Here is a 12,770-nt window from a genome sequence, read left to right on the forward strand (position 1 = left end):
TCTTTGCAGATGAATTCGACAAAAATGCTCTAAAACCCTTGTGAAATAAGGATCTTTTGATTATTCAGCAAGCCCTAATTACTTTTCTTTGGTCTGGTATGTAGTCAATGTTAAAATGTCTCTTTAGAAAACTATCTGATAAAACTTCTTTATAAAAATAGTGTTCTTGTATGTCTCTAATCTCTTGAGCAAGTAACCTACTCTCATTTTCAATTAAAGAGCCTACTTGTAAATGATACCTTTTTTCGGAAAGTAGTAGCCCCTTATAAAAATTATATAAATCGATATCTAATGTATTTAGCTTAAACATCAGACTGCCTTCTCTCTCTTAAATTGTTCGATGAAATTATCTGCATTATGATTATAAGGATTACTTTAAATTCTTTTTTGATTCCATTGCCCATATCTTCTCCAACCAAGTTACTTCTACGCGGTAGTGCAACAAGTCTCACTTAGGATATCTCCTTAAAATCCTTAAAAACCAAGACAGTTTCAAAAGAATACTAAATTGTCTTTGATCGGCAAAAAATCTTCATGCACCGTAACATTAAACAAACAAATAAGTAATTGAATGCAAATTCAGTCATTATATAAGCACATACATTAATTAAAGTCTTTAATTATCTTTTTGCTACGGGCATAGTGAAGGTATAAAAAGCCTTTATCCGACAGTTTCTCGTAAGTACTTTTGCTAAGATTCATATAATTCAATGAAATCTCCAAGACACCTGCAACACCAACACCAGTTATTACTGCAGGAGTTGAAAATTCGACTATCTTTTGTCCGGTAATCCCAGCAATAGCAGCTAACATTGTCGGTGACTTAATATTAATAATTGATTTTAGAGATGACAAAAAAAAGTTAATACCTGCACCTTTTAACATCTTCATCGCATCTCTTGTTCCTTTTTCAATCTTTTCCTGAAAAATTATCGTACTATTTTTTAACTCATCTTCAGATTCTGAATTACTAACTTGCTTCTCAAAGTCATTTAAGATATTCCTAAATGAGAGCAGCTCATCTCTATATTTATTTTTAAAACGTAAAATCTGCTCGTAAGATACATCTTGACTAGGTACTGGTAAAATGTTAAGCGAGAGATTGAAGAAAGGTTTTTTATTCATGAAGGGTTTTTTGGAAGTTTGTTTAACTGGAAACACATTGTTTATAGCGTCAAGGCGATCGGTGCCTATTACTGTGTAATTAACATCTGACAACGCTATGTACTTTGCAAGAGTCGACATATAAGTTTCCGCTAATTGGCTCTCCATAATTAACCATTCACTATCATCAACTGTAGAAGAAGATAATCTTTGCCTATAAAGCATCTCCATTATCCTACTAGACATTTTATCTCTATGAATTCCATAAAAATCATTTGTTTTCTCGTTATGTTTATTTGATTTCAACTTAAAGCCGTGTTTGCGAGATACATTATTTGCTGTAGTGTAGCTGCGAATTTTTTTAATGCATTCTTCCTCAAACTGTTCAAAATATTGGCTTGTCATTAATTGATCAGGGTAGATGGGTCTGTATTCACCGTTATCCCTTAAATATTGATTTAAATAATTATTAAATTCTGGCTCATATTCTAAACCTCTTGGAACAATTGAACTAACCTCATCCCAATATAATAGTGCTTTTTTTAACCATGGTCCGTCAGGGAGCATTATATCAGGATAATATAGGATCGTTCTTCTCATGGAGTCATCTCCTCGTTATCAATCTATATTAGTAAGTAATCCAAATCTCACAGCTTGAAATCAGCAGGTAAGCCCTGATTTAATTAGGCAATCGCGCTATCCATTGCTGGTGTTATCGTATATTAATCTACTTAACTGTCTACGCCGCCAAGATTACCAACGAGTCGATACAAGACAGTCTCAACATCCGGAACAGGCACCTGCGGCAGGCCGGACCCCCACCGCACCCGTGGTTTAAGAGGCATTAGCAGGAGATATCCCTTACATTGATTTTCCCGGTTCAATAATATTTTTAGTAATTTCAAAGATTTCCGATTTCCTCCACACGCTGTAATCACCCAAGATATAGAACCGATATTTGGCACGTGTAGCCGCAACATTCACAATATTGGGCTTCACCCAACGGACGGCACCTTCCGCCCTTGCATCACAGCCTAACAGCAAGATAACCTCCTTCGCTTCCTTTCCCTGAAATTTATGAACCGTTCCACAATATTGCTCCAGCCACGTTTCCACTTCATCCTTATAAATACTGAGCTCATTCGCCCCACTGACCATCCCCCGGATGCCCTGGATGACGGTCGTAAATGGCGAGATTACATATAGATCCGGAAGACCATTATAATTGCGGAAACTTTGGATAATCAGATCAAGTGCAACCTTTCCTTGTTCCGGAACGAAGTGATTCTTGTTCCCGTCCTCAAAACCACCCACATCTATCCAACAACTCTGCTTCAAAACAAACCTTCTCTTGTCCTCTTCCTTTGCCGCCGCAGTCTGCAGTTTCATTGTTCCGTCATAGGATAGGGTATTTGATATCGTAAACATGGGGTCCGTACATCTGCGGTGGACAATTAATGGGCAACCCACCCACTTCGTTTCATTCATGATTCGATCTGCGATATAAGATCCATAAACGTTGATTCGATCAGCGAAATTCTGCACGGAAAGGGTCTTGTTCAGGTAAGGCAATAGCAGCTTATTGCTCAAGACCTTTTTTATGGCATCGGAATCCGCTGTAACAACTGGTTCTACTTGTTTGGGGTCGCCTACAACAATTACTTTTTTGCTTCTCCACATTGCCCCCAGCGCGACATGCGGCGCAGCTTGTCCTGCCTCATCAATGATCAATAGCCCCATACTTCCCCGCATCCGGTTATAGCGCAAAAAACGTCCGACAGAAGCAAACGTGGTTGAAAGAACCGGGGTCAGCAGGAAAAGGGTATTCAATAAATGCGGAAAAGAATCATTCCGATCGTCCAGGCTGAACTGCACCAATTCGTTTTGACAGTTTTCCCGGTACTTCCACATCATGGACAGGTTGATAAAATTAAATCTGCACGATTTGGAGGAGAGGATGAACTCCTTATGGACCTGCAAAGCATGATAAAGGAGCTTTTCGCGTTCCCGGTTATACTCTTCTGTTATCCAGGGATTGCTTAGTTGAGCCCGGGTATTCTTTTCAAGCTCACTGCTTCCGAAATCCTCCCAGAACTTATCATCTAGTACAGTCATATTCCGCCCTAGAGCTGAAAGTTCGGCTTGCAACTCTAGGCGGTTCTTCTCCATCTGACACCGGATATCCCCCATCTGTTTGTTTAATTCCTGGATCCGGCGTTCACTTTCTCGTATTTCATGTTTCTCTTCTTCAATTTGTACAAATAGCCGTTTCAGTATATCCTCATACTCGGCTAGAAGGGCCTCCTCTTTGCCGTGTTCCTGGTCCATCATCTGTAAGCTTTCCCATATACGCTCTTGTTCCCGCTTAATTTCCTCCCTTTGGTCCTTCAGCTCTTGGATTTGTCTCAGCCTTTCCGTCTTTATCAGCCAGCCAAACAAGATTTCGATCAGCTTTCTTTCATCTTCCTTCTCGATCAAATGCTCCTGAATCATTTCAATCTGTTCTTGGAGCACAGAGCTCTGGTGATTCGTATCTTGAATGTGTTTCTGCTGTTCGGCTAGTTTCTGTTGTGTTGCTGTTGTTTTCTTTCTGGTTGCAGACTCTTCTGCAGCAAGACTGTCTGCTCTCAAATGACATTCTTGAAGCTCTTTCCTAAGTTTTTTTATTTGAGCTTGGTATTCTTGGAGAAGATTCTCATGCTCCTGCTTCTTCTCACGATAAACATCGGATAGTCGGCTGTTATCAGCCAGCTCTTGCTTTAGCTTTGAAACTTTATTCCATTGAGTCTTAAACTCCTCTTTTGCTTGGACGAATATCTTGTGACGTTCTTTAATCCAATCGTTCTTCGAGAGAAACTGTTCAATGAGGTCCCTCAATACATTATAATAATACTTATTTATGTTGGAGGCTTTGCCCATTGGCGCTGAGATCAGCCCCCATGCATTAAGTGATTCGGTATCCTCCGGCTCTTCACTTGAAACCATCAATTTATGAGCCAGCCACGAAAAGTAAACCTCCCCTTTTTCCGCAGCCTCATAACGACCCTTTCCCTCTTCGGCGGGTCTGAATACCTTATATGTTTCTTTCTTCCCGTTCCTGGAACAATCGAATAATGCTATCACCTCGGTTAAGCCCTTCGCAACATCTACTGAATCTTTAGCATTGGGCTGAAGATTCTCAAGCAATCCCAGGCCGCTCGGCAGCTCTTTTGTTATATTTTCGACTGCGGCGTTGTTGCAAGAAGCTACGAGCATATTAAAGTCAGTCAGCCGTTCATTCTTAAGCACATAATATTTATTGCAATATTGGTCATAGCCGTTATTGGCAAAGGTCCCATGTTTGAAATGCCTTGCCTCGAATGCATCGTCAGCATGCTTATAATCACACAGCAGTCTGGCACGTTCGACAATGTTTGAAGCGATGATCTCTTTAAGCAGCGTTGTCTTCCCCGTACCCGGAGGGCCATTTACCGAGAAAATCCGTCTGACCTCGCCGGTCTCGCTAATCCCCATATTGATCGCGAGCTGCTGCATCAAGACAGGGTTATACCGGGAGGGCCATTTCCCTGAGGGCGCCTTGTCTGCATAGAGCCATTTTTCAATATGGGTTCTGTCGTTTCTTATATCAACGCGTTTTTCAACCCCGGCTTCTTTACCCTGCCCAGATTGCTCCAAATAGGCACCGACAATATAATCAATAAGGTCCGCATGCATGGCCGTCTCCTTACCAGCAGCACGCAACGACTCTTTCACCATGTGCAGATCCTCGGAATAAAACCCCTTTACAAGCTCGCTTACATCCTCTGCCTTCTCTTCTTCCTTCATAAAAGTCTCGGCATTGTTATATCGTGTGTAAATTAGATTCCCTTTCAGTACCGGCTTCTCTACGGTTTGGCAGATAGGCCTAATATACTGTTCGAATACCTCAAGGTACAGCTCCTCAATATTCTCTGACTTCAAGGGCTCTATCTTGCTGAATTTTCCCTCGAAGCCCCTGATCTCTTCCTCATAATGTCTGCTTGACAGACGCTCCCCTGCATTATTACCGGCACTGAGAATTTGTCGGATCCCCCAGACCAATGGTGATAACCTAAAACTGTGTTCAATATAGATGCCTTCTTGGTTTAATTTGAGACCAATAAGGCAAATTTCACTCGTATCCTTCTCAGGTATGTCATCATGAAGTTGTAACCCTCTGTATAATGCCTCTATCAAAAGCTCTCTTTCCATTCTCCCTACGCACAGATGGATCACACTGCTATTTACAGAGTGGCCCGGATACATAAGGGTATCGGCTTCGATTAAATCGGCGATCGGATGTTTTAACGGCAAATTATGAAACAGCTGAAATTTTGTAATTTTCCGCTCTTTTTCCTTGTTCACCCGTTTACCCTGAATACCTTTCTTGGTCAGCTCCACCAGCTTCCTATTTTCTCTTTTGTCTTGTGGAAACTGATCTTGGTCTAACAGCTCCACAGTATGCCAAAAATCCACGATTTGATAAGCAAATTCTCTTTTTTCTTGGAAAGACAAATTCATAAGATTGTAAACCTCCGGTGTAGTTCTTGTATTATCATAAACCATTTTACCTTTCCCCGCCTCCAGAAAATAACAAAACCGGAGAAACCAGCAACATAACTGGATCATCCGGTTCTATTCACATTACGGACTGTGGTTGGTTTTCTTCCCCGTAATGACAACTCACTTATCCCCGATGGGGGTACATCAGACTATCCTCCAGTTCAGTCAGAAACAACGGCAAAGTTAACATAGGCATTAATCAAATTGGCTTGGTGCTTGTACGTCCCGCGGCGAGAAATAACGAGAATATAGTCCTGCTCACGATCTTGGTGAAATGAAAGATGCCATCAAATTGACGCCAATATCAACGAAATGACTCATGATTCGAGTGCTCCTTTTCCTCCGTCTCCATCACATAGCAGCTTACGAGTGGCACACGGTCAGCTAGCTATACTTCGGTACCAACATATTGGAAAGTGGCACCTTCTTGTTTTGCATGTGCCGTGTCCACTTGGAGTATGACTAGTTGCCCCCCCTGCGACTTCCTGCCAATATTGTAAAATGCGTTCCTTCCGATAAAAGAACATACTGCCTCCCAATCGGCTTTAATCCTTCGTTCAGCATCAATGGAAGAGCTTGCTTAGTGGTCCCATGTTTCAGTATGCCTAGCGGCTCGCCTAGAGTATATTGTGCTTTACTCCCTTATGCGACCATCATTGAGCTCGAAGCACTGTTTTTCCGAGTTACGGACAACATCCTCCACATATCCCTTATCAACCCATGACTCTTAGCTTTGGTCTGTGTATGTCTTCGAATAGAAAGTCAATACCACGCCGAACTCCTCTGATGTATGCATATGAATCCTTGATCCTTAATTCACTAAAACTTTTCTCCATCGCTTGGTTCAACATCTCTTCCACTTCGCTCCCCCGTTGGACTAATTTCCCTCTTGAAATTATTATCCATTTAATAGACATCCTCTGTAACTATAAACGCTGTTCGATTTTCCGCTCCTGCGCGACCTCGAACAGCAGGCAGGCGGCAGCCTCTTGATATGTCGTATGATAAGGCTCTTCATACACTATCTTCTACCCTGCTATAAAGAAAATACGATAACGTTCTTGACGATAAAATAAAATTGGGTTATTCTGGTATTGAAATTATTATAAGTCGATTATTCGTTATTTGTAGCAGGTTGACCGCCTGTGACCATGAAGTAGCGAATGTGACGAAACCTACAAATGCACCCAACCTCGGGTTATTAGGCGAACGCACATTCCTTCTTTTAGGATCGTGTAGTCGACTAAATAACAGGAGGTTTTTTTATGGTTATTTGTAATTTAAAGACTTTACCGGTGTATGGCGGGTATGGCGGCGAGTGCTTACTCCTTGTAGGCGCGACAGGTGCAGGGAAAACAATGTACATTTTAAACTTGATAATGCCAGCGGCAGCCAAACCTTTTGGTAAGATGGTCGGAAATGGAAGTTCCACATTAAGACCAAAAATAATTGTATTATCCAACGATCCGCAGTTTGACTACAAAATATCTTTATTTGCAAGATTAGATACTCAGCCGCTGAGCCGTTTTGACTTTGATGAAGTTATTGTGGAAGTGCTTGTAGCCTTATGTGTTGACGCTTCTAAAGAGAATGTAAAACGTCCAAAAGTTGCAAAAGATTTGCTAAGTGAAAAGTTTATTGACGGAGAAAATCACATTGCTATCCTGCAACTTTTAAAAGACAGTGGTATAGCTTGGATTAATGAGACAGCAAAAATCATAGACGAGATTAGTCGAAACGATATGCGAGAATTACATCAACTAGCAAAGACAAGAATGGAAGAACCTCAGTCAGAACCATTGGATACAAAATATGCTTCCAGTAAATCTTCAATTGAAATCAAACTAGCTGAAGTCTTACGTGAATATTTAGAAGGGGCATTCCTACTCTCGAATGGTAAAGAAATTGGTACAAAACTGGCCGTTCAATACAATGCCATTAATCAACAGTTAGCGAGTATAGCCCATGAATATTTTGAAAACGGGTATCAGACAGAAGATGGTTACCTCAGTCTCGATTTTCCACTTGACGAATCGGATAGTGGCCTTCAGCAAAAAAAGGATGCTTTCTTTAACAACAATAATAGCGGCAAAATTTCTGTTGAAGTTTTATTTAAAGATATTGTTATTTACGTTCCGATTAATAAGGCGATTGCTTCACGTTTGGGTACTCATGCGAATCAATACCTAAATAGAAATGGACATTTTGAAGTTGGGATTATTGATACAATGGGGGCTTTTCACAGATTTGGTGATAAAGCTGAAAACAAGGAGTATTTTAATCGGTTGCTGCGAAGCTATGATTTTGAAGGTATTATTTGGCTAGCTCCGTTGGAAGAAACAGCGAATGAAAAAAAGTTTCTTCCACTCTCAAGTGAGTTTCTCCGTAGTGTTCCATTCGATATCAACGTATTTATTCTCAGCAATAAATTAGATCTTGCAGTTAAACAATTTGAAGCCCTGTGGAATAGAGATAATACCGTGTATGATCCTTTCGAACAGGATACAATTCATGTTACTCCCCCTAGGGATTACATTCGAAAGAAGCTTATTGAGTCAATGGATAGCATTAGAACAGAGTTAATCGAAAATGTTAGCGAAAATGGTAACGGACGCGTTAAAATTTTGGGGCATAAAGCGACATCGTTCTCTCCTATAAATTTTGATAATTATGAAGTTAGTGACATTAACAAATTATCTGAGACACTAATAACCATGTTTGAGAGTTTTGCATCTGCAAAGGAGCCTTCTGATAAAATACCAGTTAAAATTAACCCTGAATATGGATCAGATATCGGAATCAAACTTATGGACAACTTAATCAAAGACGGACTAGAGAACATAATTCACTCAAGCCTGTATGCAAATATAGCAAATAACTGCCAAGAAAATTCATGGAAAACCCCTCACGGGAATAGCTTCAATGCTTTACCTGATAGACTCTCGTATGGAGAGGGCTATAAAGTAGAATTACATGAGCGATTCAAATATGTTCAATCCTTTAAAATTACATTTCCTGGTTCAATTAGAAATTCATTAAATTCAATTGAACTTGAACTTTCTAGACTTCTAAGACAATGTATTTCAATCCAGGGCATTATTAATAAGGATTCTGAGTTAGAGGAACGTTTATTGACCAAGCTTTTGTCTCACTTCTCGACCCGCAAAGTTACTGCTGCTCTTGTTTACCATAAAACTTTTCGGCCTGTTATGAATGAGGCATACTTTTCCTTCGGCACAAAATTTCGAGCATATATTAAAAATATTGACACACATCTTACCAATAAAGATGATGTAACTTACTATGTTGATGCTATTCAAGCGGAAATACTAAGATCATTTAAAGCCTTGTTAGATAATGATGTGATTTACAAAACAAGCAAGATCTAATTTGACCTTTTTCTAGATGTACTTTTCAGAAGGGACCGCACAGATGCGAGTCCCTTTTATGTCATGCGGATAACGGTGTAAGTTGTCCTGCTATTGCCGGTCAATCTGACTATGTAAGGTTAAACAAAAAAACACCTGATTTCGCATCAGGTGTTCTCAGCACTAATCTATTAATTTCGTCAACAATCAGTCAACTCTATTACTTTCGCACTTCTGTTTCACACTTCCGAATTAACTGTACTACTCCACAAACCCGCTCCACCACTGCAATCTCAGCGATCTGTACCATCCCTCACCAACAAAGCCACTGATTCTACGTGCACCGTATGCGGAAACATATCCACCGGCGTCACCTCCGCGACGCCGTAGCCCCCATCAACCAGCACGCGCAAGTCGCGAGCCAGTGTTGATGCGCTGCACGACACATAGACGACGCGACGCGGCTGCAGCTCCAAGATCGTCGCGAGCAGCGCGGCATCGCAGCCCTTGCGGGGCGGGTCCACCACGATCACGTCCGGGCGAATGCCCTGACGTGTCCACTCGGGGAGGACCACTTCCGCAGGGCCCGCTTCGAAATGCACGTTCGTCATGCCGTTCAACTCGGCATTCTTCCGTGCATCCGCGATCGCCTCTTCGACGATCTCAACGCCATAGACCTGTCCCGCGCGCTGCGCCAGGAACAGGGAGATCGTGCCGATGCCACAATAGGCATCGACGACCACTTCATCGCCGGTCAACCCGGCGTACTCGAGTGCCTTCCCGTACAAGACTTCCGTCTGCACGGGGTTCACTTGAAAGAAGGATCGCGCGGAAATTGCAAATTTCACATCGCCGATATAGTCATAGATGACTTCGCTGCCCCACAGGACGCGAGTCTCATCCCCAAAAATAACATTCGTCTGCTTCACATTAATGTTATGGCAAATGCTCTTCACCGCAGGCAGAGCCTCGCGAATGCCTGCCACCCAATCGTCCGCACGCGGAATCGTGCTGCCATTGGTCACCAAGACGACCATGATCTCGCCCGTGCGGAAGCCGACTTTGACGACGACGTGGCGCAGCAGTCCGGCATTACGCTCTTCATCATAAGCGCGTATACCCAGCCGCGCACCGATGTCTTTCACCCGAGCGACGACCTCGTCGTTCGCCTCATGTTGGATCAGGCACTCTTCCATATCAATGATGCGATGGCTCCCCTGCGCATAAAATCCGCCAATGAGGCCGCCGCGCTCTTCCCCAAAAGGAACCTGCGCCTTGTTCCGGTACCGCCATGGATCGGCCATACCCAGCGTGGGATGGACAACGATCCCCTCATCACTTGCCGTCGTCTCTTCCGTCCGCCCGACAGGCGGTTCGCCAGCCACCGCCAGCTTCCCGATCCGCTGCAAATTATCCACAACCTGCTGCCGCTTCACGCGAAGCTGCGCCTCATAACTAAGGTGCTGCAGCTGACAGCCGCCGCATTCCTCATAAATGCCGCAATCCGGCGTAACACGCTCGGCACTCTCTTCCGCCAAACGCAGCAGCCGCGCATACCCATACTGCTTCTTCACATGCTCCACCCGCACGAGCGCACGCTCACCCGGCAGCGCACCAGCGACAAAAAGGGTAAAGCCGTTCACACGGCCTACCCCTTCCCCATCATGGCTGATCCCGATGATCTCAGCTTCAACTTGCTGCCCGATCTGCACCGGCAGATCCGCCATCCAGGCCGGCGCCGCTTTCGCAGCGGCGGCCTTCGTTCTTCTATCTTTTGCTCTCATAAGCCCTCACTTAATTCCAAACTATAATTAAATCGATTTTCTTTATAATTGTTTTTCCACTATGCTTCCATGCCCTACTGATGCCACTCATGGTCATCATCCCCATGCCGATCCTTCAATTGGAACGGCGTGGTCAACGTCTCAATCAGCTTCTTTTTATAAATCGACTGACCGGACTGATCGACGATGATCTGAAGATGACTCTTCAAATTCGTCATCACGCAAGGCAGCGTGCCGCCAAATTCCCCATCCAAGTTCAGCTGGACGTAGTCCGGTGAATTAATCTCAATATGATTCGTCTGAAAATAAATCAGATTCGGGTCGCTTAAGTGCTCCCCGCGCAGCGCAAGTGTAACCACTCTGATGAATTCCGCAAGGTTGCACTTGCGCAGGATCAGAACATCGAACAGCCCATCGTTCATACTTGCTTCCGGAGCCAGCTTCTCGAAGCCGCCGACAGAGTTGGAATTGCCGACAAGGAACATCATGACTTCATCATGGAATTCCATTTCGCCTGCTTTAACATACAACTCGATAGGCTTGAGTCTAGGCAGTTTTTCGAGTCCCTTCATATAATAGGCCAATTGGCCGATCATGGTTTTGAGCTTGCTCGGGACTTCGTACGTCAGCTCGGTCATCGAGCCTCCGCCGGCGATATTAATGAAATAGCGGTTGTTGATTTTGCCTACGTCAATGTCGGTCGTGTACTGCTGAATGATCAGGTCGCAGGCCTGCTCCAGATTTTTGGGGATGCCAAGCGCGCGGGCAAAATCGTTGGTCGTCCCCAGCGGCAAAATGCCCAGCGGCGGGCGGCCCTCTTTCTCGGCCATGCCGTTCACAACTTCGCACAAAGTGCCGTCTCCGCCTGCGGCGATAATGAGGTCAAAGCCACGCTTCACGGCCTCAGCCGCAGCAAGTGTGGCGTCCCCTTCGCCGATTGTCGCGTGAGCGGATGTTTCGAAGCCGCCGCGCTCTAGGCGCTGAAGAATTTCTGGCAGGCGTTTTTTCATTTCTTCCCGGCCGGAAGTCGGATTATAGATCAGTCTTGCTCTTTTGACCATTGTGTCTCATCACCTGTTCACCGTCTGGAATTGCGGAAGCGATCTGCTTCTCCATCCATTTGGAAATTAGCGGACTTGGCAGCAGCGCCCGTCCATTGTATTTATATGCAAATCCCTCCAAACGCGAAGGGATCACTTGACCCGTAAAATAACCCTCACTTAAAAAAAGCGGCGCCACAATAACCGCATGACCAGGCTTTTTATGCATCCATGCTGTCATCTTGGCAGACACTTGATCCGGCAAAAGCATGGCAACATCCGCCTCGTCATAGCCGCCTAACGCTTTTAACCGCTCTGCGAGCTGCTCCAAGCCTTGAAGCCATTTTTGATGAAAGCCTTCTTCCTTGCTTCCGTGCCCGATGAGCAGGAGGATTTCCTGACTTGGCGACTCGGATAACGCTTTGATTTTCGCATAAATAATTTCAGCAATGACAGGGTCGCCATCCATCGGCGATGTGAAATGAATCCGTGCTGCGATATCGAAAGGCACCATATCCGTCTCCAGCAGCGGCTCCCGGGTAACCCCCAGAGCGTAGCTGATTTCATCAATATGCGTACTCCCGGAGGACACGAAAAGGGGAATGACGATGATATCCGACACACCTTGCGCCTCTAAGCTACAAATACCGTCTTGAATTAAGCGGCCTTCCACCAGCTCTAGATAAGAGGAATAAATAGGAATGTCTGTCGGCAAGTTCACCGCAGATACGGCTTCATCGACCAGCTCCACCCAGCCTTTATCCCGAGATCCGTGGCTTATGACCAGGACACCGACCTTGCTCGTCATATTTTCCCCACCCGTTCTAACCATGCTTACAATCCTATGCTAACGAATGTGTTCCCACATGTCAATTGAGCTCTCAATAAACACG

7 protein-coding genes are annotated in these 12,770 nt (G+C 44.1%); 1 reads left to right on the forward strand and 6 read right to left on the reverse strand.

Going from position 1 to position 12,770, the window contains the following annotated elements; genetic code table 11:
- Positions 1–64: 64 nt before the first annotated feature.
- From AC3WRW_RS27785 to AC3WRW_RS27795, 3 genes are all read right to left on the reverse strand, one after another.
- Positions 65–310 carry a hypothetical protein gene (locus AC3WRW_RS27785; protein WP_492549474.1) on the reverse strand — a complete coding sequence of 82 codons (246 nt, stop codon included), beginning with the start codon at positions 308–310 and terminating at the stop codon, positions 65–67.
- A gap of 293 nt (positions 311–603) precedes the next feature.
- Positions 604–1,704 carry a DUF6236 family protein gene (locus tag AC3WRW_RS27790; RefSeq protein WP_492549475.1) on the reverse strand — a complete coding sequence of 367 codons (1,101 nt, stop codon included), beginning with the start codon at positions 1,702–1,704 and terminating at the stop codon, positions 604–606.
- A gap of 261 nt (positions 1,705–1,965) precedes the next feature.
- A complete protein-coding gene (locus tag AC3WRW_RS27795; RefSeq protein ID WP_492549476.1) occupies positions 1,966–5,643 on the reverse strand; it encodes a DEAD/DEAH box helicase in 3,678 nt (1,225 codons plus the stop codon).
- 1,307 nt (positions 5,644–6,950) lie between these two features.
- Here AC3WRW_RS27795 and AC3WRW_RS27800 point away from each other — a divergent pair.
- On the forward strand, positions 6,951–9,074 hold the full coding sequence (locus tag AC3WRW_RS27800; RefSeq protein WP_492549477.1) for a hypothetical protein: 2,124 nt from the start codon (positions 6,951–6,953) through the stop codon (positions 9,072–9,074).
- A 272-nt stretch (positions 9,075–9,346) separates the two neighbouring features.
- Here the strand turns inward: AC3WRW_RS27800 and rlmD are convergent, their stop codons facing one another.
- From rlmD to AC3WRW_RS27815, 3 genes are all read right to left on the reverse strand, one after another.
- Positions 9,347–10,837, reverse strand: coding sequence for a 23S rRNA (uracil(1939)-C(5))-methyltransferase RlmD (gene rlmD / locus AC3WRW_RS27805; RefSeq protein ID WP_492549478.1), 1,491 nt, complete (start codon positions 10,835–10,837; stop codon positions 9,347–9,349).
- Between the two features lie 74 nt (positions 10,838–10,911).
- Positions 10,912–11,898 carry a diacylglycerol kinase gene (locus tag AC3WRW_RS27810; RefSeq protein ID WP_492549479.1) on the reverse strand — a complete coding sequence of 329 codons (987 nt, stop codon included), beginning with the start codon at positions 11,896–11,898 and terminating at the stop codon, positions 10,912–10,914.
- Positions 11,870–12,709 carry a sirohydrochlorin chelatase gene (locus tag AC3WRW_RS27815; RefSeq protein ID WP_492549480.1) on the reverse strand — a complete coding sequence of 280 codons (840 nt, stop codon included), beginning with the start codon at positions 12,707–12,709 and terminating at the stop codon, positions 11,870–11,872. The genes AC3WRW_RS27810 and AC3WRW_RS27815 overlap by 29 nt, the downstream gene beginning before the upstream one ends.
- Between the last annotated feature and the right edge of the window lie 61 nt (positions 12,710–12,770).

This window comes from Paenibacillus sp. FW126-R14, assembly GCF_058789495.1.